At 75.5% G+C, this 22514-nt stretch carries 19 protein-coding genes and 2 riboswitches; of the genes, 7 read left to right on the plus strand and 12 right to left on the minus strand.

The window, feature by feature from the left end; genetic code table 11:
• The first annotated feature begins 73 nt into the window (after positions 1–73).
• A complete protein-coding gene (locus KKR89_RS00410; protein ID WP_208196749.1) occupies positions 74–1537 on the plus strand; it encodes a sigma-54-dependent transcriptional regulator in 1464 nt (487 codons plus the stop codon).
• Here the strand turns inward: KKR89_RS00410 and KKR89_RS00415 are convergent.
• The 8 genes from KKR89_RS00415 to KKR89_RS00450 form a co-directional block, all read right to left on the minus strand.
• Positions 1501–2091 (minus strand): hypothetical protein, encoded by a 591-nt coding sequence (locus KKR89_RS00415; protein ID WP_208196750.1) that lies wholly within the window; start codon positions 2089–2091, stop codon positions 1501–1503. The two genes, KKR89_RS00410 and KKR89_RS00415, sit on opposite strands and share 37 nt — an antisense overlap.
• Positions 2092–2121: 30 nt before the next feature.
• A complete protein-coding gene (locus KKR89_RS00420) occupies positions 2122–2892 on the minus strand; it encodes an amidohydrolase family protein (protein WP_208196751.1) in 771 nt (256 codons plus the stop codon).
• A complete protein-coding gene (locus tag KKR89_RS00425) occupies positions 2889–3977 on the minus strand; it encodes an aminotransferase class I/II-fold pyridoxal phosphate-dependent enzyme (protein WP_208196752.1) in 1089 nt (362 codons plus the stop codon). Before KKR89_RS00425 ends, KKR89_RS00420 begins: the two co-directional genes overlap by 4 nt.
• A gap of 11 nt (positions 3978–3988) precedes the next feature.
• A complete protein-coding gene (locus KKR89_RS00430) occupies positions 3989–5512 on the minus strand; it encodes a hypothetical protein (protein WP_208196753.1) in 1524 nt (507 codons plus the stop codon).
• 11 nt (positions 5513–5523) lie between these two features.
• Positions 5524–6894 (minus strand): hypothetical protein, encoded by a 1371-nt coding sequence (locus KKR89_RS00435; RefSeq protein ID WP_208196754.1) that lies wholly within the window; start codon positions 6892–6894, stop codon positions 5524–5526.
• Positions 6891–7913 carry a hypothetical protein gene (locus KKR89_RS00440; RefSeq protein ID WP_208196755.1) on the minus strand — a complete coding sequence of 341 codons (1023 nt, stop codon included), beginning with the start codon at positions 7911–7913 and terminating at the stop codon, positions 6891–6893. Before KKR89_RS00440 ends, KKR89_RS00435 begins: the two co-directional genes overlap by 4 nt.
• An 11-nt stretch (positions 7914–7924) precedes the next feature.
• Positions 7925–8566, minus strand: a complete 642-nt coding sequence (locus tag KKR89_RS00445; protein ID WP_208196756.1) for a hypothetical protein — start codon at positions 8564–8566, stop codon at positions 7925–7927.
• 331 nt (positions 8567–8897) lie between these two features.
• Positions 8898–10133, minus strand: coding sequence for an RNA polymerase factor sigma-54 (locus tag KKR89_RS00450; protein WP_208196757.1), 1236 nt, complete (start codon positions 10131–10133; stop codon positions 8898–8900).
• Positions 10134–10257: 124 nt separating this feature from the next.
• A riboswitch (glycine riboswitch) is annotated at positions 10258–10365 on the plus strand.
• Positions 10366–10610: 245 nt separating this feature from the next.
• Here KKR89_RS00450 and gcvP point away from each other — a divergent pair.
• From gcvP to KKR89_RS00480, 6 genes are all read left to right on the plus strand, one after another.
• Positions 10611–13577 carry an aminomethyl-transferring glycine dehydrogenase gene (gcvP, locus tag KKR89_RS00455; protein WP_251141083.1) on the plus strand — a complete coding sequence of 989 codons (2967 nt, stop codon included), beginning with the start codon at positions 10611–10613 and terminating at the stop codon, positions 13575–13577.
• Positions 13578–13633: 56 nt separating this feature from the next.
• Positions 13634–14797, plus strand: a complete 1164-nt coding sequence (gcvT, locus tag KKR89_RS00460; RefSeq protein WP_208196758.1) for a glycine cleavage system aminomethyltransferase GcvT — start codon at positions 13634–13636, stop codon at positions 14795–14797.
• Between the two features lie 59 nt (positions 14798–14856).
• Positions 14857–15228, plus strand: a complete 372-nt coding sequence (gene gcvH, locus KKR89_RS00465) for a glycine cleavage system protein GcvH (protein ID WP_208196759.1) — start codon at positions 14857–14859, stop codon at positions 15226–15228.
• Positions 15229–15537: 309 nt separating this feature from the next.
• Positions 15538–15774 (plus strand): helix-turn-helix domain-containing protein, encoded by a 237-nt coding sequence (locus KKR89_RS00470; protein ID WP_208196760.1) that lies wholly within the window; start codon positions 15538–15540, stop codon positions 15772–15774.
• 160 nt (positions 15775–15934) lie between these two features.
• Positions 15935–16390 carry a (deoxy)nucleoside triphosphate pyrophosphohydrolase gene (locus KKR89_RS00475; protein ID WP_208196761.1) on the plus strand — a complete coding sequence of 152 codons (456 nt, stop codon included), beginning with the start codon at positions 15935–15937 and terminating at the stop codon, positions 16388–16390.
• Positions 16391–16555: 165 nt separating this feature from the next.
• A complete protein-coding gene (locus KKR89_RS00480; protein ID WP_208196762.1) occupies positions 16556–16993 on the plus strand; it encodes an Hsp20/alpha crystallin family protein in 438 nt (145 codons plus the stop codon).
• A 249-nt stretch (positions 16994–17242) separates the two neighbouring features.
• On the opposite strand, the gene KKR89_RS00485 is transcribed toward KKR89_RS00480, so the two are convergent.
• The 4 genes from KKR89_RS00485 to KKR89_RS00500 form a co-directional block, all read right to left on the minus strand.
• On the minus strand, positions 17243–18397 hold the full coding sequence (locus tag KKR89_RS00485) for a MalY/PatB family protein (protein ID WP_208196763.1): 1155 nt from the start codon (positions 18395–18397) through the stop codon (positions 17243–17245).
• Between the two features lie 100 nt (positions 18398–18497).
• Entirely contained in the window at positions 18498–20849 is a 2352-nt protein-coding gene (gene metE / locus KKR89_RS00490; protein WP_208196764.1) for a 5-methyltetrahydropteroyltriglutamate--homocysteine S-methyltransferase, read from the minus strand.
• The gene (locus tag KKR89_RS00495) at positions 20846–21940 is read right to left on the minus strand and encodes a methylenetetrahydrofolate reductase (protein WP_208197268.1); all 1095 of its coding nucleotides are present in this window, start codon (positions 21938–21940) and stop codon (positions 20846–20848) included. Before KKR89_RS00495 ends, metE begins: the two co-directional genes overlap by 4 nt.
• Positions 21941–22004: 64 nt before the next feature.
• Positions 22005–22111: riboswitch (SAM riboswitch) on the minus strand.
• Between the two features lie 163 nt (positions 22112–22274).
• On the minus strand, positions 22275–22493 hold the full coding sequence (locus tag KKR89_RS00500) for a hypothetical protein (protein ID WP_208196765.1): 219 nt from the start codon (positions 22491–22493) through the stop codon (positions 22275–22277).
• Positions 22494–22514: the final 21 nt, after the last annotated feature.

The following is a 22514-nucleotide window of genomic DNA, read 5'->3' on the forward strand; positions in this document are numbered from 1 at the left end:
TGGGGGTCGGCGCGGGTCCGGTGACGCCGCGGCCCGCGGGTCCCGCTCGGCCGCGTGGCGGACGGGGGCCGGCATGGCGTGGTTCCGCGTCGCAGCGCCCTGCGACGCGGCGACCCGTGCGCGGCTGACCGCAGCCGGCCTGCGCGACGCGGACGCGGCGGACGCCGACGGGCGAGGCGTCGCGCCCGACGAGCCCGGCGTCGTGCTGCTGACCGACCCGCACGCGGCACCCGACCCCGCGCGGCTCGCCGAGCGCCCCGGCCGGGTCCTCGTGGCCCTCGCGCCCGGCGTCGACGTCGACCCGTGGTCGCTGCTCGCGTGCGGCGCGGCGGACGTCGTGCACCTCACGGGCGGCGACCTGCGTCCCGTGCTCGACCGGCTGAGCCGGTGGCAGGACGTCGACGAGCTCGTCCGTGCGGAGGCCCGGCGGGCCGGTGCGATCGGCACGTCGTCGGCCTGGCGGCTGTTCCTGCGGGACCTCGTCGAGGTGGCGCGCTGGTCGACGGCACCCGTGCTGCTGCTGGGGGAGACGGGCGCCGGCAAGGAGCTCGCCGCGCATATCGTGCACCGCGTGGACCTGCGACGACGCGAGCGCGAGCTCGTCCTGCTGGACTGCACGACCGTCGTGCCGACGCTCTCGGGCAGCGAGTTCTTCGGTCACGAGAAGGGCGCCTTCACGGGTGCGGCGACCGCCCACGAGGGCGCGTTCGCGCGCGCCGACGGCGGCACGCTCTTCCTCGACGAGGTCGGTGAGCTGCCCGCGGCGCTGCAGGCCGCGCTGCTGCGCGTCGTGCAGGAGGGGACCTACCAGACGGTCGGTGGCACGCGGCGCCGCCGCACGGACTTCCGGCTCGTCGCCGCGACCCACCGCGACCTGCGGACCGAGGGGTTCCGCGCGGACCTGTACCACCGGCTGGCGGCCACGACGCTCCGGGTCCCGCCGCTGCGCGAGCGCCGCGACGACGTGCTGCCGCTGTTCCGGCACTTCCTCGCCGAGCAGCGGCTCGGCGGTGACGTCGCAGCGGCGCGCCACCGGCCGTCGGTCGAGGCCCGGGGCAGAGCCGCCGACGCCCCCGAGGTGTCCCGCGAGGTCGCGGACGCGCTGCGCGGCCACGACTGGCCCGGCAACGTGCGCGAGCTGCGGCAGCTCGCGGCACGGGTGGCCGCGCGGCACGTCGGCGACGGCCCCGTGACACCGGGCGACCTGCCCCCGGAGGACCGTCCCGTCCGGGCCGTCACCGCGCCGACCGTCACCGCGCCGACCGTCACCGCGCCGCACCCGTCGTCCCTCACCGCTGGGAGCCCGTGGGAGTCCGGGCTCGAGAGCGCGGTGCGGGGAGCGCTGAGCGCGGGGGTCGGCCTGCAGGAGCTCAAGGCCCGCACGGCGGACGTCGCCACGCGCGTCGCCCTCGACGTGGGCGGCGGCACGGTCGCCGCCGCCCGGCTGCTCGGCGTGAGCCGGCGCGCGCTCGGCTACCGCACGGCGGCGCAGGCCCGTCCTCAGCCCACGGACCCCAGCTCGGACGCGAGCTCGTAGAGGTACTCCGCGACCTCCTTCCACGCGACGTCCGCGCCCTGCTGCTGCGGCTGCTTGCGCGGGCTCAGGGCATGGGCGTCGCGGTAGTTCGAGAACCGGAAGAACGCGTACCTGACCAGCGGTTCGACCATCGACCCCCGCACGACCGGCCCCACGTCCGTGCCCCACCACGGTTCCGGGTGAGCGGGGAGGGCCAGTGGTGCGGGGCTCAGTGCGTACCACTCCCCGAGCGAGCCCAGCCACGCACCGAAGTTCTTGTCCGGGGGGCGGGCCGGGGCCGTCGTGCGGGCGGTGCTCGGCACCAGCAGGTACGGCGTGACGGCGCGCGGCGCGGGATCGCCGGGCTGGTGGCGGTACGTGAGCAGGAACGCCTGCTTGTACGGCAGCCCCGTCTTCAGCTTGTGCTTCTGGATGCTCTGCAGCCCGGCGAGGATCCCGCGGACGTTGTGTGGCTTCACCTCGGCGAACCCGAGCCCCACGTACCGGGGTGCTGCCTTCGTCGACAGCGGCGGCGCCGGCAGCATCGTCCCCGGCTCGATCATGATGCTCGACATGTCGGTCTCCTCGCGTGGATCGGCCCCGGCTCACACCGGGAGGGGGGTGGTGGCCGGCGTCCGGCGGACGGCGGCGACGAGCCGGCGGACGTTGCCCGCCAGGACGAGGGCGAGGTCCTCGCGCGCGAGCGGCAGCGCGCGGACCTTCGCGAGCTCGGCCGCCGGGTGCAGGTAGGGCCCGTCGGTCCCGAGCAGGACCTTGTGGGCGCCCGCCCGCCGGACGGCGTCGAGCAGCACGTCGACGTAGCGGACGCCGGACGTGTCGGTGTGGACGTTGGGCAGCCGCACGAGCAGGTCGGCGAACCGGGTCTGCGCGCGCCAGTCGTCGGCGAACGACGACAGGTGGGGGATCACCCACGCGACGTCGGGCCAGCGGGTGGCGAAGTGCGCGACCTGGTCGACGTCACCGCCGGGGTCGTGCACGACGGGCAGCGCGCGGGCGTCGGCGACCCGCGCGACCTCGTCGGTCATCGGGCCGTCGCGCCAGTGCACCTTGACCGCGCGGAACCGCCACGCGTCGACGGCCGTGGTGACCATGGCCCCGATGCGGCCCGCGTCGGCGCGCGTGCCGACGAACACGACACCCGTCCACCGGCGCGGGTCGGCGGCCACGATGCGGGCGACCCGCCGGTTGGCGGCGGGGTAGTCGTCCGACGGCGGGGCCATGAGCAGCGTGTGGTCGATGCCGGCGCGCCGGGCGCGGGCGGCGTACCGGTGCAGCGCGGCGTCGGGGCGCTCGTCGCCCAGCGGGTCGGGCATGACGTCGCCCAGGCCCGCGTGGCAGTGGGCGTCGACGATCATCGCGGGACCCCCGTGGCGGGGGGCACGCGCTCGATGCCCCGCACGGCGTCCCGGACGGCGGCCAGCGCGCGCTCGACGTCGGCCGGTGCGTGCTCCGCGGTGACGACGAACGTCAGGACGGGCTCCGGCAGGCACGCCGGGGCCAGCACGAGGGCCCGGACGCCGCGCCCGCGCAGCGCGCGTGCGACCTGTGCCGGGTCGGGGACGCGCACGTGGACGACGGGGAACGGGCGCCCCACGACCGCGAGCCCCCACCGCAACAGACCCGCGCGCAGCGCCCGGACCAGCCACCACAGGCGGCGCCGGCGCCGCGCCAGCGCCGGGCCGCCCGCGGGGTCGGTCGCGCGGTCCGCGGCCCGCAGGTCCGCGGCGGTCGGCGGGCTCGCGTGCCAGCGCGTGCCGTGCACCGCGAGGCGCGCGACGACGTCCCGCGGCCCGGTCGTCACCGTCAGGGGCGCCCCGAGGCCCTTGGCCAGCGACACGACCTGGACGGCGCCGACGGGCCGCCCACCGGCCCAGCGCCACGTGCCCGACCCGCCGGGGCCCAGGACGCCGAACGCCTGCGTGTCGTCGACGACGAGCGTGCCGCCCGCCGCGCGCACGACGCGCTCGAGCGCCGCGAGCGGCGCGGGCCGGTTGCACGCGGCGCACCAGCCGTCCGTGACGACGACAGGCCGCCGCCCGGTGCGCGCGCCCCACCCGATGCGCGCGCCCCGCCCGGTCCCGCGCCCCGCGGGCTCGCCGGCGAGCAGCCGCGCGACGTCGTCGACGTCGTGGTGCCCGAACGTGCGGACCACCGGCGCCGTCGCACCTGCCGCCAGCCTGACCAGCGGGTACGCCGCCACGTCGACCAGCACGGCCGACGGCGCGAGCACGTCCACGACGTCGACGAGCGCGTGCAGCGCCGAGCGGTGCACGACGCCGGCGGGAGCCCCGAGCCGGGCCGCGACGCGTGCGGCGACCCGGCGGGCGGCCGCCGGCTCGTCGAGCGCCGCCGCACGGCCCGTCGTCAGGGACGGCCACCCGCCGGGGCCGCCTGCCGCGTGGTGCAGGCCGAGGAACAGCGAGGACGTCAGGTCGAGCACGTCGCACGCCCCTAGGCCCGCACGCGTGCGCGGCTGCGGCGGGCCAGCAGCACGGCCGGCATCGTCGCGTCGACCCCGAGCTGCAGGTCCACCCCCGTGACCGTGCGGTACGCGTGCACGTACCGGTGCACGGGGTCGCGCATGAGGCGGGCCCAGTTGGCGGCCGAGTCGGCCGTCAGCGAGATGTCGCTCCAGTCGCCCCAGCGGACGCTCATGACGAGCTGCTCGCCGTGCACCGCGAGCTCGTGGAAGCTCATGACCGACGTGTCGCCCCAGCCGCACAGCGTGCGCACCGTGTCGACCTTGTCCATCCAGGGCTCCTCGTACGGCACCATCGGCCGCCCGCCCAGGAACTCGCGCATCTCGGGCTGGGCCAGCACGTACTGCATGGCCATCGTCTCGATGCGCGACTGCAGGGCCACACCGTCGAACTGGTTCTCCGCGCCCGGCGCGAGGGTCCGGTGCAGGTCGCGCAGCGCGTTGAGGACGGGGAACCCGTCCGCGACGACCGTGGTGTCGTCGTCGAGCCGGTGGAACCGCAGTGCCTCGTGCAGCAGCGTGTGGAACGACTCGAGGAACTGGCTGCGCCGCTCCACGTACTGCAACGAGCCGGGCACGGCGCGGCCGATGAGGCTCAGCCCGTACTCGTACTCGTACTCCGCGGCGCGGCGCCGCACCGTCAGGCGGTCGATCTCGTGGTCGCCCCACGTGTACAGCAGGTTGCGCAGCGGTCGCAGGTAGCTCAGGGAGAACCGCTCGAGCGCGAGGCCGTTCGGCAGCCGCCGGTTCTGGAACCGCGCGAGGATGAGGTTCATCGCCTGGAACCCCGCGCCCTCCTCGTTCCAGTACGTCCAGATGAGCTCGACGGGCGCCGGCCGTGCGAGCAGCTCCTCGTCGATGTCCGCCACGCCGTCCGCAGCCGTGCGGCCGAGGCGCGCGTCGGGGTAGCGGCTCGCGACGTTCTCGAGGTACGGGAGGTTGCCGCCCTCGAGGTAGTTGCCGCCGGGGTCGATGATCGTCGTGGTGTCGCGCTCGAGGAACTCCCGGGTCGCGCGCAGGATCACGTCGTACGCGGCGGGCGAGAACGCGCCGTTCGTCTCGCGCTGCAGCGAGCGGTCCACGTGCAGCTGGTACTCCGCGAACCGCCGTGCCCGCGTCACCCGCAGGATCTCCTGCGTGAGCACGACGTCGTTCGTGGGGGTGGTCGCCGTGCGCGCGAGCTGCACGCGCGCTGGCGGCGGCTCCTCGTCGGCCGTCACCGTGCCGACCACGTGGAACTCGCTCTCCGCGACCACGACCTCGGGCGTCACGCCGACGTCGACGACCTGCACGACGTACGGCCCGGAGGGCGCGTCGGCGAGGGGCACGCCGACCTTCGCCGCGGTGCCGCTCGCGTTCGGCTGCACCGGGCGGTCGATCGTCCCGAACTCCGCCGGACCGACCAGCCGCGCCTCGTACCGGTGGTGGCGGACGAGCTCGGTCGCGGTGAACCGCACCTCGCCGTCGACGAACCGGGGCGTCTGGATCTTGACCATGGCTCTTCCCTTCAGGGCTGGGCGCTGGCCGCGACGGGTGCCGCGGGGCGCTGGTGTGCGGGACGGGGACGCGCGTGATGGGGGCGCGCCATGACGTCGATGGACGAGCGGACCGCCCACGCGGCCAGCACGTCCGCGAGCACCGCGGACTCCTGCTGCGGGGCGACGAGCCCGGCGCCGCGCGCCTGGCCCAGGACGGCGAACACGAGCGTCGGGGGGCGCCGGGCCAGCACGCCCAGGTCGTCGCCCCACGTGCGCCGCAGCGCCAGCAGGCGCTCCGGCGTGCGCGTCGCCAGCGGCAGGACGTCGGCGATCGCGCGACCGCCGAGCAGGGGCGGCCGGTGCCCGGCCATGAGGTCGGCGAGGTCGTCGGCCGTGCCCTCGAGGCGGGCGATGTCCGCCCGCAGCTCCGGGGTCACGTCCTGCACCGGGTAGCAGGCCTTCCACGCCGCGACGAGCGCGTCCCACTGCGGGTGCGGGTAGAACGCGCGCCCGATCGCCGCGGACAGCAGCACCCGCACGTACGGCATGGGGTGCGGGTCGCCCCGCGGCGGCCGGAACGTCAGGGAGCGCGGCAGGCTCACGACGGCCAGCAGGCCGAGCGTCGAGGAGATGCCGAGCTTGCCGACGGACCACAGGTCCGCGACGCACTCCGAGACCGTCGAGTGCCACCCGGCCCACGCGGCGGCCTCCGCCGGCCCCGCACGCGCGCGTCGCCGCGCGATCGCGTCCTGCAAGGACGGCACGAGCTCGAGCTGGGCCGCGACCTGGTGGCCCACCTCGTGGATCAGGGACGACGCGACGCCGTGCCCCACCATCCGCTCCCGCGGGACGCGGATGACGGCGACCGGCGACAGGCGCCCGCCCGGCAGCCGCGTGCGTGCCCGGCGGATCGCCGCGCCGGCGCCCCGGGCCAGGTAGCAGACCAGCGGCGGCGGCTCGACCGGAGGGTCCGGCATGCCGACCGCGTCGGCGGCCAGCCGGTCGAGGCCCGACAGCCACACGCCGGTGCCCTGCTCGCTGCGCTGCGTCACCACCTCGGCGAACACGTCGAGCTGGGACAGGACGTCGTTGAACCGCATGCGGATCGCGACGAACCGGCGCTGCTGCTCCCACGCCGGCGCGGCCGCACCCGGGCCGGTGAGCCAGTCGAGGAAGCCCTCGACGTCGTCCCGCAGGGCCGTGCGGCCGACGTGCAGGAACCGCTCGATCGCCCGGTGGGCGTCGTACGGCAGCGCCGCCGCCAGCACCATCGTCTCGGTCATCACGAACGGGCGCAGCCGGCCGAGGCGCACGAGCAGCGCCTCGGCCTCCTGCGCGACGAGCGCCGGGGCGAGGGCGGCGCCGTCCGGGACGGGGTCGCGGTCCGCACGCGTGGTCATGCGAACTCGAACCCGGTCTCGCCGGTGCCGTCGTCGGCACCGTCCCAGACGTCGGCACCGTCGTCCCACGGCGTGCTCCACCCGGGCCACGGGCCGGCGACGGGCCAGGCGTCACCGCCCCACGCACCCCACCGCGGGCCCGGGCGCGGACCGCGACGGCGGCCGGGCCGGCCGGACGACGTGCGGCCGTCGCCGCCGTACCACGACGACGCGCGCGGCCGACCGCCGCCCGACGAGCCGTACCCGCCGCCGTACCCGCCGGACGAGCCGTACCCGCGGCCCTGCGACCGCCCCGTGCGCGGGCCGTACGCGGGTCCCACGCGCTGGCCGCGCCGGCTGCGCCACCCGGGCGTCGAGGGCCGTACCAGCGCGGGCGCGTAGCGGCGCGCGGCGGCGATCGTCGCGCTGCGGGCCACGGTCCGCGGCGGCACCGAGGGCGGCGCGGCGGCCGCGTACCGGGCGGTGGCGCGGCCGAGCTGCACGAACCGACGGGCCGCCTCGAGCTCGGCCTCCTCCTCGCCGAGAGCCTCGGCCTCCTCGGCCTCGAGGAGCTTGGAGGCCATCGAGCCGAGCTTGCCGCCGATCGCGGTGCCCACGCCCGGTGCGACGAAGCTGCCGATCGCCGACCCCACCATCGGCAGGGCGACCTTGGCGACGTTCTTCAGCGCACCGGTGACGGCCTTGCCCACGCCTGAGCTGAGGAACTTGCCCGCTCCCTTGACGAGCTTGCCGAGGAACTGGTCGAGCTCCTCCTCCGAGGTGATCTCGAGCAGCTCGTACGCGAGCTCGTCCTCGGACTCGCCCTCGCCGGACCACTCGGACTCGCCGGACCACTCGGACTCGCTCTCGCCCGACCACTCGGACTCGCCGGACCACTCGGACTCGCCCTCGCCCGACCACTCGGACTCCGACTCCGACTCGCCGGACCACTCGCTCTCACCGGACGCGCCGGGCAGCTCCCACTCCTGCAGGGACACCTCGCCGGACCACTCGCGCTGGTCGTTGCTCTGGTAGGTCATGGCACCTCTCCTCACGCGTCGAGCAGGACGATGTTGCGGCCGCGGCGCACCCAGCGGCCGGTCGTGCGGTGGCCGCCGGGCCGCGTGGGGCCGCCGGGTGCGGGCGGTCGCATGCCCGCGACGACGGGGGCGAGCGGCGGCAGGTGGCGGCGGGCCGCGGCGGTGGCGGCACGCTGGGCGGCGACCTGCGGCGGCACCCCGGGGGGCGCGCCGGCCGCGGTCCGTGCGGTCTCGTCGGCGAAGCGCACGAACGCGCGGCTCACCTCGTACTCGCGGTCCTCCTGGGACAGGCCCTCGAGGTCGGCCTCGAGCCTGCCGGCGACGAAGCCGCCGACCTTGCCGCCCGCGTCGGCGCCGATCCACGGCACGGCGCCACCGACCATGCGCCCGACGTGCGGCAGCGCCTGCTTGGCTGCGGACTTCAGCAGCCCGCCGACGGCGCGGCCGGCGTCCGACGAGGCGAACGCCCTGCCGGCGCTCACCGCGCTCTTCAGCACGTTGCCGAGGAACCGGTCCAGCTCCTCCTCCGACGTCACCTCGAGCAGCTCGGTCGCCAGGCCGATCTCGGCCTGCCCGCCGAGCTCGTCCTCGGACTCGCCCTCCCAGGCGTTCTCCTGGCCCATCTCGAAGAGGGCTCGGTCGATGTCATGCATGGGCGCATCCCTTTCCCCGCTGCGGACTCCGTCACCCCGCTACATGCACGTTCCGTGCCACGGGCGTGCGGGGGCCGCGGGCTCGTGGGTACGAAGAGCTCTTCGCACCCACGAAGCCCGCTTCCGTCGTCCCGGGCCGACCGCAGCCGCCCGACGCGCCTGGCCCGCGCCGAACGCGCCGTTCCTCGCGCACCTCAGCGGTGGCGGCGGTGGCCGTGAGTGGTCGAGCCGGCTGTGGCTGACCCCCGAGCCGCCACCCGGCGACCTGGTCGTCGTCGCGCACCTGGGCCTCGGTAGCGACGACCAACCGCCGGCGCGACGTCGGCGCGGCTCACCGCGCGGCGGACGGGGTCGCGCGGTACTTGGCCACCGTGCGGCGCGCCACGTGGATCCCGCGGGCCGCGAGCCGCTCGGTCGCCTCGGCGTCGGTGCGCGGGGGGTCGTCGGACGTGAACAGGGCCGCGACCGCGTCGCGCGCCGCGTGGGACGTGCCGAACAGGTCGGCGAGCGGCAGCACGCGGCGGCCCGGCAGCGCGACGACCGCCCCGGCGACGACGCGCGAGACGGTCGAGGCGTGCAGCCCCAGGCGCGCGGCGACCTGCGCGCGCGTCAGCGGCCGGTGCGCCGACGGCCCGTGCCGCACGAACCCCTCCTGCACGTCCACGGCCACCGCGGTGACGCGCCGCAGCGTGTCGGCCCGCCGTCCCAGCAGGTAGACGAGCTGCCGGGCGGCCGCGACGTGGGCGTCCCGCCACGCGGCGGCGGCGTCCTCGAGCGGCAGTGCGGTGAGCTCGTCGTCGAGCCCGATCCCGAGGTCCTCCGGCCCGAGCGCGTCGACGACGAGCCGCCCGTCGACCTCACGGACGACGACGTCCGGTGGCGTCGCGGGGCCGTCGGACGCGCCGCGGGGCAGCGGTGCGGGCGTCAGGCGCCGCACGACGCGCATCGCCGCCTCGAGCGCCGCGCCCGACGCACCGACGTGCCGTGCCAGGTCGGGGGTGCCGATGCGGGCGAGGTGGTCACTGACGAGCACGAGGACGAGGTCCGGCGCGCCGTGCCGCACGTGCCAGCCCGCCTGCGCGACGAGGCTCGCGTGCAGCCCCCGCTCGGCGGTGCCGGGGGGTGCGACGGCGCGCACCGCGGCCAGGGCGGCCGCGAGCCGAGGTGCCGGCGGGTCGGGTGCGTCGGAGGGCAGCAGGCCGCGGTCGTCGAGGAGGGCGACGGCCGCGTCGACGTCGTCCTCCGCACCCGGCGGGACCAGGGCGCGAGCGTCGAGGCGGACCCGGTCGCGCTCGTCGGCCGGTGCCGCGGGGTCGCGTGACCGCAGGTCGGCCCCGGAGCCGCTGCACGTCGGGCACCGCCCGCGGCGCAGCGGCGAGGCGCACCAGCGGCACCGCCGGGGGGTCCCGCGCACGAGCACCGGGTTGGCGGCCACCCGGGCGTCGACGTCCGCGTCGACGTCGGCCTGCGTCGCGGCCAGCACGTCGAGCAGCTGCCGCGCGACCGTGGTCAGCGTGGCGTGCTGCTCCAGCCCGTGCTCCGTCGCCGGGCCGTGGACCGGCTCCACCCCACCAGTGTCGCCCCGTCCGGCGTCGGCGCCCCGTGCGGGTGGTCCGGCGGCCGCCGCCGCCCGCAGCGGGGGCCGGTGCCGTAGGCTGACCGGCAGATCCAGCACAACTGAACACGCTGCTCGAACCGCGGCGGGAGAGCTCCCGCCGGCCGCCCCCGGGTGGTCGTGCGGGGCGCCGAAGGAGCAAGTTCCCTCCGAATCTCTCAGGCACCCGTACCGCCGTGGCCAGGCAACTCTGGAAAGCGGCGCCGGCAAGGTCCGGTGCCCACCGACGGTGCAAGCCGGCGCGCCCCGGGGTCTCGTCCGTCCGCGGACGACGCCCACGGCGGACCGGCAAAACTCTCAGGTCACCCCGTACGGGGTGGATGACAGAGCGGGGAGCCCCTGCCCGTCCCGGTCCGTGCGCCGTCACGACCGGACGACCCCGTGGAGCAGCCCGTGACCGATCTCGTGACCGATCTGGCCGTGCCGTCCGTGGCTGCCGCCGCGTCCGCGCCCCCGTCCACCGCGCCCGTCCGCTCGCCCGCCGCCGACGTGTTCGCCGACCGGCACATCGGCCCGCGCGGCGACGAGACGTCCCGCATGCTCGCGACCCTCGGGTACGCGGACCTGGACGCGCTGGTCGACGCGGCGGTGCCCGCCGCGATCCGCACGCAGCGTCCCCTCGACCTGCCCGCGGCCCGCTCCGAGGAGGAGGTGCTGGCGGCTCTGCGTGGCATCGCGGAGCGCAACCAGGTGCTGCGCCCCATGATCGGCCAGGGGTACTACGGCACGGTGACCCCCGCGGTGATCCGCCGGGGCGTCCTGGAGTCGCCCGCCTGGTACACGGCCTACACGCCGTACCAGCCGGAGATCGCGCAGGGCCGGCTCGAGGCGCTGCTGAACTTCCAGACCGTCGTGTCCGACCTCACGGGGCTCGACGTGGCCAACGCGTCGCTGCTCGACGAGGCGACGGCCGTCGCCGAGGCCGTCGCGCTCATGTGGCGGGCCTCGCGCGCGACGACGGGCACGGTCGTCCTCGACGCCGACTTGTTCGGCCAGTCCCTCGCCGTGACGCTCGGACGCGCGGCCGCTGTCGGGCTGCCGGTGGTCGTCGCCGACCTCACCGACGGGCTGCCGGAGGTCGACGGCCCGCTCGTGGGGGTCGTCGTGCAGCAGGTCGGGGCGTCGGGTGCGCTGCGCGACCTGCGGCCGCTCGTCGCTGCGGCCAAGGAGCGCGGGGCCCTCGTCACGGTCGCCGCGGACCTGCTGGCGCTCACGCTCGTGACGTCGCCGGGCGAGCTCGGCGCCGACGTCGCGGTCGGCTCGGCGCAGCGCTTCGGCGTCCCGCTGTTCGGCGGCGGTCCGCACGCCGCGTTCATGGCCGTGCGCACCGGCCTCGAGCGCACGCTGCCCGGGCGCCTCGTGGGCGTGTCCGTCGACGCCGACGGCGCCCCGGCCTACCGGCTCGCGCTGCAGACCCGTGAGCAGCACATCCGCCGCGAGAAGGCCACGAGCAACATCTGCACGGCGCAGGCGCTGCTCGCGATCGTCGCGTCGATGTACGCGGTCTACCACGGGCCCGACGGGCTGCGGGAGATCGCGCGGCGGGTCCACGGCACGGCCGTCCGCCTCGCGGACGTGCTGCGCGAGGTCGGCGTGGAGGTCGTCCACGAGCACGTCTTCGACACCGTGCGCGCCCGGGTCCCGGGCCGGTCGCGGGCCGTGGTCGCGGCGGCGGCCGCCCGTGGCGTCAACGTGTGGGCGCCCGACGACGACCACGTGCAGGTCGCGTGCGACGAGACGACGCGGGACCGCGACCTGCTGGCGGTCGTGCTCGCCTTCGCCGACGCCGGGACGACGCGACTGGTGCCCGGTGACGACGGCTCCCACGACGTCGGCTTCGTGGGGGCCCGCCCGGCCGACGTGCCCGCGCACCTCGCGCGGACCACCGGCTACCTGACGCACCCCGTGTTCCACGTGAATCGTTCCGAGACCGCGATGCTGCGCTACCTGCGTCGCCTGTCCGACAAGGACCTCGCGCTCGACCGCACGATGATCCCCCTGGGCTCGTGCACCATGAAGCTCAACGCGACCGCCGAGATGGAGCCCATCTCCTGGCCGCAGTTCGCGGACGTCCACCCGTACGCGCCCGCCGACCAGACGCAGGGCTACGCCGCGCTGGTCACCGAGCTGCAGGACTGGCTGGCCGAGATCACGGGCTACGCGGCCGTGAGCGTCCAGCCGAACGCCGGCTCGCAGGGCGAGCTCGCCGGGCTGCTCGCGATCCACGCGTACCACGAGGCCCGACGCGCGGACGGCGACGAGCACCGCGACATCTGCCTGATCCCCGCCTCGGCGCACGGCACCAACGCGGCGTCGGCCGCGCTCGCGGGCCTCAAGGTCGTCGTCGTCGCGACGGCCGAGGACGGCGAGGTCGACCTCGCCGACCTGCGCGCGAAGCTCGACCAGCACGGCCCCCGCGTCGCGGCGATCATGATCACCTACCCCTCGACCCACGGGGTCTACGAGGCGCACGTGCGCGAGGTCTGCGACCTCGTCCACGCCGCGGGCGGGCAGGTCTACATCGACGGCGCCAACCTCAACGCGCTCGTCGGGCTGGCCCGCCCGGCCGAGCTCGGGGGCGACGTCTCGCACCTCAACCTGCACAAGACGTTCTGCATCCCGCACGGCGGCGGCGGCCCGGGCGTCGGGCCCGTCGCGGTCGCGGCGCACCTCGCGCCCTACCTGCCGGGCGACCCGACGCCGGGGGCCGCAGGCGCGCCGGTGCCGGGTGCGAGCGGCCCCGTCGTCGCGCCCGTCGCGGCCGCGCCCTGGGGCTCGGCCGGCATCCTGCCGATCTCGTGGGCGTACGTCGCCCTCATGGGGCCGGACGGGCTGCGCCGCGCGACCGAGACGGCCGTCCTGGCCGCGAACTACCTGGCCACGCGCCTGCGCGAGCACTTCCCCGTCCTCTACGCGGGCCCCGGCGGCCTGGTCGCGCACGAGTGCATCCTCGACCTGCGCGCGATCACCAAGGCCACCGGCGTCACCGCGGAGGACGTCGCCAAGCGGCTCATGGACTACGGCTTCCACGCGCCGACGCTGTCGTTCCCCGTCCCCGGCACGCTCATGATCGAGCCGACCGAGAGCGAGGACCTCGTCGAGCTCGACCGGTTCGTCGACGCGATGGTCGCCATCCGCGCGGAGATCACGGACGTCGCCGAGGGCCGCTGGCCCCTGGCGGGCTCGCCGCTGCGCCAGGCGCCGCACACCGCGGCGTCCGTCAGCGCGGACCGGTGGGAGCAGCCGTACGGCCGCGAGCAGGCCGCGTTCCCCCTCGCGTCGCTGCGCGCCGACAAGTACTGGCCGCCCGTGCGCCGCATCGACGGCGCCCGCGGCGACCGTCAGCTCGTCTGCTCGTGCCCGCCCGTCGAGGCGTACGCGGACGACGTGCGATGAGCGCCCCCGGCACGCCGACGCCCGACGTCCGACCCGACGCCACGCCAGGAGTCCCCATGACCGAGCTGCGCTCGCCGCTGCACGACGAGCACGTCGCCCTCGGCGCCGCGCTCACGGCGTTCGCCGGGTGGCAGATGCCACTGCGGTACACGTCCGACCTCGCGGAGCACACCGCGGTCCGCACGGCGGCCGGCTTGTTCGACCTGTCGCACATGGGCGAGATCGAGGTCGCCGGGCCGGACGCGGGCGCGTTCCTCGACCGTGCGCTCGTCGGCGACCTCAGCGGCCTGCGGGTGCTCGGTGCGCGCTACACGATGATCGTGCAGCCCGACGGCGGGGTGATCGACGACCTCGTCGTGTACCGCACGGGCGACGCGGAGTACCTCGTCGTCGCGAACGCGTCGAACCACGACGTGGTCCTGGCCGAGCTGCGCGAGCGGGCGGGCGGCACGGGGCTCGACGTGCAGGTCGTGGACCGCTCCGCCGCGACCGCGCTCGTCGCGGTGCAGGGGCCGCACGCGCTCGCGGTCGTCGAGGCGCTGGCCGGGCTGACCTCGGACCCCGCCGGGCCCGCGGACGTCACGCCCGCGTCGCTGCGCTACTACGCGTGCCTGCCGATGCGGTTCGACGGCGCACCGGTGCTGGTCGCACGCACCGGCTACACCGGCGAGGACGGGTTCGAGTTCTTCGTCGCCGCGGACCGAGCGCCCGCGCTGTGGCGCGCCCTGCTGGCGGCGGGGGCGGACCACGGCCTCGTCCCCGCGGGCCTGTCGGCGCGCGACTCGCTGCGCCTCGAGGCCGGCATGCCGCTGTACGGCAACGAGCTGGACCGCACCACCACGCCGCACGACGCCGGCCTGGGCCGCGTGGTCCGGCTCGACAAGGTCGACGCGGACGGTGCGCCGGTGCCCTTCGTCGGGCGTGACGCGCTCGCCGCCCGCAAGGTCTCGCCGCCGGCGCGCGTGCTCGTGGGGCTGCGGGGCCTGGGGCGTCGTGCGGCGCGGCACGGCTACGACGTGCTCGCGTCCACGGCGCCGGACGCGCCGGTCGTCGGCACCGTGACGTCGGGGGCGCCGTCGCCGACGCTCGGGTACCCCGTGGCGATGGCGTACGTGACGCCTGAGATGAGCGCCGAGGGCGCCGAGCTCGCGGTCGACGTGCGCGGTCGGCGTGAACCCGTGCGCGTCGTGGCACTTCCCTTCTACCGTCGTCCTCGGTGACGGCCCGCAGCACGCGGTCCGCCCGCACGTCCGCACCACCCGACCCGACAGGAGCACCCATGGCTGCCGAGCTGCCCGAGACGCTGCAGTACACCGCCGAGCACGAGTGGGTGGACGCCTCGGTGCCCGTGACGGTGGGCATCACGGCGGTCGCCGCCGACGCGCTGGGCGACATCGTGTTCGTCGAGCTGCCGTCGGTCGGCTCGGACGTCGCCGCGGGTTCGGTCATCGGGGAGATCGAGTCGACCAAGTCGGTCTCCGAGCTGTTCTCGCCCGTCACGGGGCGCGTCGTCGAGGTCAACCAGGCCGCGGTCGACGACCCGTCGCTGGTCAACTCCGACCCGTACGGCGAGGGCTGGCTCCTGCGCGTCGACGTCACGTCCACGGGTCCGCTGCTCTCCGCCGAGGAGTACGGCGCGCTGAACCCCTGAGCCGTTCGGGTGGCATCCGCCCGGGTGCGCCCGTTCGGGTGACGACCTGGACGGCCGTCCATGCGTCCGGGTGCTTGCCCGAACGGGTGATCTGGCGCACAGTGCTGGTGACGACGTCTCAACCGTGATGTATCAGGGGGGCCTGGGCGTCGTCTGACAGGTGCAGCGATCGGCACCGCGGGGGGGTCTCACGGTGATTCAGAGAAATCGGCGAAAGTCGCGTCATAACCCCGACGTGTGCCGCTCTCATCCGGTACGCAGCCCACGCGGGGCCGGAGAGCCCGGGCCCGCCGCCCACCGGAGGACATCATGAGCATGCTGGACACGACCGTGGATCCGCACATCCTGGGTGCACACTCGCTCACGCGCCGGGAGCGGGTCGTCCTGGCGGAGCTGACCGAGGACGTGACGCTCGAGGACATCGCGACGCGGCTGTTCGTCACCCGCAACACCGTGAAGTCCCAGGTGCGCAGCGTGTACCGCAAGATCGGCGTGTCGACGCGCGCCGAGGCGGTCGCGTGGGCCGAGGCGCACGGCATCCGCTGACGTCACCACCCTGCGGAGGGGCGGGAGAGATCCCTCCGCACCCGTACCACCCACGTTCACGCGTTCGGCCCGGCCGGTCCTCCCCGGCTGTGCGGACGACGTGAGCAGCCGGGCACAGTGTCGTGACCCGGCCGTGACAGACGGCTGGCACACTCGAGGCATGAGTCCTGTGCTGGTCGTGGCCGCCGCCGTGGTCGACGACCTCGACGATCCCCGGCTGCTGCTCGCCGCCCGTCGTGCGACCCCGGCCAGCCTCGCCGGCCGGTGGGAGTTCCCCGGCGGCAAGGTCGAACCCGGCGAGACCCCCGAGGACGCGCTCCACCGTGAGCTGCGCGAGGAGCTCGGTGTGCGTGTGGGGCTCGGTGTCGAGCTCCTGGGGCCCGACGGCGGTGCCTGGCGCATCTCCGACGAGTACGTCATGCGGCTGTGGTTCGCCGAGGTGCTCGAGGGCGGGCCGGAACCGCTCGTCGAGCACGACGAGCTGCGGTGGCTGCCCGCCGGGCAGTGGCTGGACGTGCCGTGGCTCGACGCCGACGTCCGCATCGTCGAGGGTCTCCTGGGCTTCGTCGCCGGCTTCACGGGAGACGACCGGCGATCGGTCGACCGCTCCGCCTGAGGGCCTGGCAGGGGTGTTCGCCTGCAGCGAAATCGAGCCGCTGAGCGGTTGGCACTCTCAGTGCACGAGTGCTAATTCTTGACGTGTAGCCACCCGGTGGCGGGGACCGCCGGGGCAGCACCGGGATCCGGGGGGACCGGACCCACGTCGAGGAGGTGATGGGGCATGGCTACTCGTTTCGACCCGTTCCAGGAGATGGACCGCGTGCTCGCGCAGGTCCTGGCGTCCGACCGCGCATCGGCCACCATGCCGATGGACCTGTACCGCGACGGCGACCACTACGTGCTGCACGTCGACCTGCCGGGCGCCGACCCGGGCACCATCGACGTCAGCGTGGACGACCGCACCCTGACGATCCGCGCGCAGCGCAGCCCGCGCACCGAGCACGACGTGCAGTGGCTGGCCAAGGAGCGCCCGGTCGGCACGTACGCCCGCCAGCTCACGGTGGGCCGCGGGCTCGCGCTCGACCGCATCAGCGCGACCTACAACGACGGCGTCCTCACGCTCACGGTGCCGGTGGCCGAGGAGGCCAGGCCGCGCCGCGTCGAGATCCAGCACGGCGCCCCCGCGACGCCCATCGAGGCACCCGCCACCGCCGGCTGACTCATCCCACCGGGTGGGCGCCCTCCACGAGGGCGCCCACCCCTGTGGTGGTGAGAGAGCAGTCCAGCCACCCCGAGGTGGTGAGAGAGCAGTCCAGCCCTCTTCGGAGGTGTGAGGGGGGAACCTCCACCCCCGAACGTAGGACTGGATTGCTCTCTGACCACCTGGGGTCTGGTGGTGAGAGCGCAGTCCAGCCACCCCCGAGGTGGTGAGAGAGCAATCCAGCTCTTGTTCCCGCCGGCCCGGGCGTCAGGAGCGCGCGGCGAGCGTGGTCACGAGCCGGTCGAGGGCGTCGCTCAGGATCTCGCGGGACGTCGCGAGGTTGAGACGCACGTGCCCCGCGCCCTGCGGGCCGAACGTCGGCCCGGAGTTCACCGCGAGCCGGCCGTGCAGCAGCAGCAGCCGTGCCGGGTCGGTGCCCGACGACACCACGGCGGGCATCGCCCGCACGTCGAGCCACGCGAAGTACGTCGCCGCGGGCCGCACCCAGCACGCCTGGGGGAGACGCTCCGCGAGCGTCTGCTCGACGAGGTCACCGTTGGCGCGCACCGCCGCCCGCACGTCCCCGAGCCACGCGTCGCCCTCCCGGTGGGCCGCCTGGTGCGCGATCGACGCGACGTGGCTGACACCGTGCCCGACGATCTCGGGCAGGCGGGCCAGGTCGTCGGCGGCGGGGCCGGGGACGGCCACGGCAGCCTTGAGGCCCGCGAGGTTGAAGGCCTTCGACGCGGAGTGCAGCGAGATCGCGTCGGGGATGACGGTCGTGGTGGGGACGAACGGCTCGTCACCGACCGTGAGGGGTGCGTGGATCTCGTCGGCGACGACGCGCACGCCGTGACGTGCCGCGAGCTCGCCGACGGCGCGCAGCTCGTCCGCCGTGTGCAGCGTGCCGGTCGGGTTGTGCGGGTGGCACAGCAGGTACGCGGACGCACCGGCGAACGCGCGGTCGAGCGCCGCGAGGTCCAGGCGACCGTCCGGGGCGAGCGGGGCGGTGACGACCTGGCGTCCCGCGTGCTCGAGGAACCCGCGGAACGGCGGGTAGACCGGGGGGCTGATCACGACACGGTCGCCGGGCCGGGAGAGGATCCCGAGCACCTCGACGATCCCCAGCATGACGTCGGGGACCATCCGCGTGCGGTCCACGGGCACGTCCCAGCCGTGCTGCCGGGCGGCGAACCCCGCGAACGCCTCGGCGTACGCCGTCCCCAGCGGGCTCGCCGGGCCCACCTCGTAGCCGGTGTCACCGGCCAGCATCGCGCCCGTCACCGCGGTCACCACGGCGTCGAGCGGCTGCACGTCCATCTCCGCGACGAACGCCGGCAGCACGTCGTCGGGGTACGTGTGCCACTTCAGCGACGTGCGGCGGCGCATCTCGGCGACGGTGACGTCGAACGGGGATCCCATGCACCGCAGGTTAGGGGAGGCGTGAGTCGGCCGCGTGTCATGGCCGGGGCCCCGGCGCCGCGGGTGCGGCGGCCGGGGCCCCGGGTCGTGCGGGGTCGCGTCAGAGCGTCGCGCGGACCGTCCGGGTCGCGGTGACCAGGTGCTCGAGGGAAGGGGTGACCTCCTCGTAGCGGCGGGTCTTGAGGCCGCAGTCGGGGTTGACCCAGAGCTGGTCGACGTCGATCGTCCGGACCGCCTCGGTCAGCAGCTCGGTGACCTCGGCCTCCGACGGGACGCGCGGGGAGTGGATGTCGTAGACGCCCGGTCCGACGGCCCGCGGGTAGCCCGCGGCGGCGATGTCGCCGAGGATCTCCATCTTCGAGCGCGCCGCCTCGATGCTCGTCACGTCGGCGTCGAGACCGTCGATCGCCTCCATGATCTCGCCGAACTCCGAGTAGCACAGGTGCGTGTGGATCTGGGTGTCCTCGCGCACGCCGGCCGTCGCGAGCCGGAACGAGCGCACCGACCAGTCGAGGTACGCCGCGTGGTCCTTCTCGCGCAGAGGCAGCAGCTCGCGGATCGCGGGCTCGTCGACCTGGACGATCGCGATGCCGGCGGCCTCGAGGTCGGTGATCTCGTCGCGCAGGGCGAGCGCCACCTGGTTGGCGGTGTCGCCGAGCGGCTGGTCGTCACGGACGAATGACCAGGCCAGGATCGTCACCGGGCCCGTGAGCATGCCCTTCATGTGCTTGTCGGTCAGCGACTGCGCGTACTGCGCCCACGCGACCGTGATGGGCGCCGGACGCGACACGTCGCCCCACAGGATCGACGGCCGCGTGCAGCGCGAGCCGTACGACTGGACCCAGCCGTTCTGCGTCACGGTGAACCCGTCGAGGTTCTCGGCGAAGTACTGGACCATGTCGTTGCGCTCGGGCTCGCCGTGCACCAGCACGTCCAGGCCGATCCGCTCCTGCAGCTCGACGACGCGGCGGATCTCCGCCTTCATCTCGTCCTCGTACTGCGCGCCGGTGAGCTCGCCCTTGCCGAACGCGGCGCGCGCCTTGCGGATCTCCGGCGTCTGGGGGAACGACCCGATGGTCGTCGTCGGCAGCGCAGGCAGCTGGAGCCGTGCGGCCTGCGCGGTCTTGCGCCCGGCGAACGGGCCGCGACGGAACTGCTCGTCGGTCAGCGCCGCGACACGCTCGCGCACCTCGGGGCGCACGACCCCGGGGGCGGTGGCGCGGCTGTTGACGGCGTCCGACGCGGCGAGGAGCTGCTCGTGGATCGCCGCACGGCCCTCGGTCAGGCCCTCGGCGAGGGTGGCGACCTCGCGGACCTTCTCGTCGGCGAACGCGAGCCACTGCACGAGCGTGCGGTCGAGCGCGGGCTCGTCGTCGAGCGTGTGCGGGACGTGGAACAGGGACGTCGAGGTGCCGACGGTCACGGCGGCCGCACCGAGGGTCTCGAGCTGCTCGAGGATCGCGAGCTTCTTGTCGAGGTCGGCGCGCCAGATGTTGTGGCCGTCGATCACGCCGCCGACGAGCGTCTTGCCGGCCAGCCCGGTGACGGCGACCGTGGGCGCGTCGCCGCGGACGAGGTCCAGCGCGAGGCCCTCGACGTCGGTGGCCGCCACCGCGGGCAGTGTCGGACCGAGGTCGCCGTACGGTGCGGCGAGCAGGATCGCCGGGCGCTGCGGGCGCGCGAGCTCGGTGGCCAGCACCCGGTACGCGCGGGTGGCCGCCTCGGCGAGCACGTCGGGGGAGACGCCGACCGAGTCGGAGACCAGCGCGGGCTCGTCGATCTGCACCCACGTGGCGCCCGCGGCGGCGAGCTCGGTGAGCAGACGCGCGTAGACCGGCAGGATGTCGTCGAGGCGGTCGATCGGCGAGAAGCCGGCCGGGGCGTCCTCGGTCGGCTTGGCGAGCGCGAGGTACGTCACGGGCCCGACGACGACGGGCCGCGTGAGCACGCCCTCGGCCAGCGCCTCGGTGAACTCGGCGACCGGGCGGTCGGACGCGTAGCGGAACGCCGTGTCCGGGCCGATCTCCGGGACGAGGTAGTGGTAGTTCGTGTCGAACCACTTGGTCATCTCGAGCGGCAGGTCGTCGCCGCGGCCGCGGGCCACCGTCGAGTAGCCGGCCAGGTCGAGGCGGCCGTCGGCGTCCTGCAGGTCGGCGAAGCGTGCCGGGACCGCGCCGACGAGCGCCGTGGCGTCGAGGACCTGGTCGTAGAAGGAGAAGGCGCTGGGGATGGCGGGGACGTCCGTCGCCAGGCCGAGCTCGGCGAGGCGCGTGCGCGTGCGTCGGCGCAGGTCGGCGGCGACGGCCTCGACCTCGTCCGCGGACGTGCGGCCGGCCCAGAACGCCTCGAGGGCCTTCTTGAGCTCGCGGCGCGGGCCGATCCGGGGGTAGCCGAGGACGGAGCCGGCGGGGAAGGCCGGGATCGCCGGCGCGCTGGGGGTGGTGTCGGTCATGACAGGTTTCCTCGCGGTGTCGTCGTCGTGGTCGCGCCGGCGGTGCTGCCGTCGGACGCGGTGAGGTCGTGGGGGGTGACGGCGCTGCGGCGGCCGCCGACGAGGTCGGCGCCCTCGAGCAGGTCGAGCGCGGCCTCGTGCTTGTTGAACGTGTAGACGTGGACGCCCGGCGCGCCGCCGTCGAGGACGCGGTTGACGAGGTCGACGCCCGCCCGGGTACCGCGACGGTGCCGCTCGGCGGGGTCGTCGGTCGCGCTCAGCAGGTCGAGCAGACGGCCCGGGACGGGGACTCCGGTGAGCTCCTGCACCCGGGCGAGGCGCGCGGGGTCGGTGGTCGGGATGATGCCGGGGACGATGGGGATCGTCACCCCGGCCTCGCGCGCCTCGGCGACCAGGCCCAGGTACGCCTCGGCGTCGAAGAAGACCTGCGAGATGGCGAAGTCGGCACCGGCCTCCTGCTTGGCCAGCAGCGCCTGGACGTCCTGCGCCCGGGTGCCGCCGGTGGCGTGGTTGCCGCGCGGGAACGCCGCGACCGCGACGGACAGGGGCCGGACCCGGGCGCGGACGGCCTGTGCGGCGCTGCGGCCGCACCGCCGCTTCTCGATGTCGCGCAGCAGCTCGACGAGCTCTGCCGCGGTGTCGACGCCGTCGGGGTGCGGACGCCAGTCGGGCTCGCCCGCGGGCGGGTCGCCGCGCAGGGCGAGGAACGAGCGCACGCCCTCGTCGAGGAACTCCTCGACGATCGCCGTGACCTCGTCCCGCGACGTCCCGACGCACGTCAGGTGCGCGATCGGGTTGAGCGAGGTCTCGCGCAGCAGCCGGCGGACGAGCGCGCGCGTGGTCTGGCGGGTGCGTCCCGAGGCGCCGTAGGTGACGGACACGAAGTCCGGCTCCACGGTCTCGAGCTCGCGGACCGTCGCCCACAGGCGGGGCGCCGCGTCGGGGTTGCGCGGGGGGAACAGCTCGAAGGAGACGGTCGGGCGGTCCAGCGCGCCGGCCTGCTCGGCGCGTCGACCCGTGGCGCGGGCGGGCCGCTCGGCCGGCGTGTCCTGCGCGGCGGGCGCGGTCTCGATCTCGGCCACGACGCTCATCGCGCCGCGGGGCTGGTCGTCGGGCGGGCGGTCCCGCACGAGGGGTCGGTGGCACAGGGGCGCACGTTCATCGTCACTCCATCGTTCCTGGCGGAAGCACCCACACCCTCGCGAGGAGGGGGGTTGCTGCGGCGTCGTCGAGCCAGGTCTCTCAGCCGCTCTGGATGGTCGCCGAGGATCGTAGCCCCGCTGCCCGGATGGCGGACAGGTCCTCCCGACAGGTGAGACGCAGTGTCCGATCAGTGGGCAGGCGGGTGGCCCGCGTTCACGCCGACGACGAGAGGCCGCGTCGACGGCACGCCGCGGCGACCTCCTCGTGCTGCTCCCGGGGAGGTCAGCGACGGCGGCGGCGCAGGAGCGTCGCGGACTCCCGCGACGTGCGCTGGTGCGGCAGGCCGAACCACGACGAGGTGGGCGCGGCGACCGGGACGCGCAGCAGCCCGTCCTGGACGGCCTCCAGGACGAAGGGGTCCGGGTCGCCGGGAGACAGCCACGCCGCGTGCGCCGCGCGCACGGCGTCGTGCCGTCCGTCGTGCTCCGCGTGGTCGGTCATGACGGCACCCTAGCCCGCGGG

Origin of the sequence: Cellulomonas dongxiuzhuiae (assembly GCF_018623035.1) — a bacterium.
GTDB classification, from domain to species: Bacteria; Actinomycetota; Actinomycetes; order Actinomycetales; family Cellulomonadaceae; genus Cellulomonas; species Cellulomonas dongxiuzhuiae.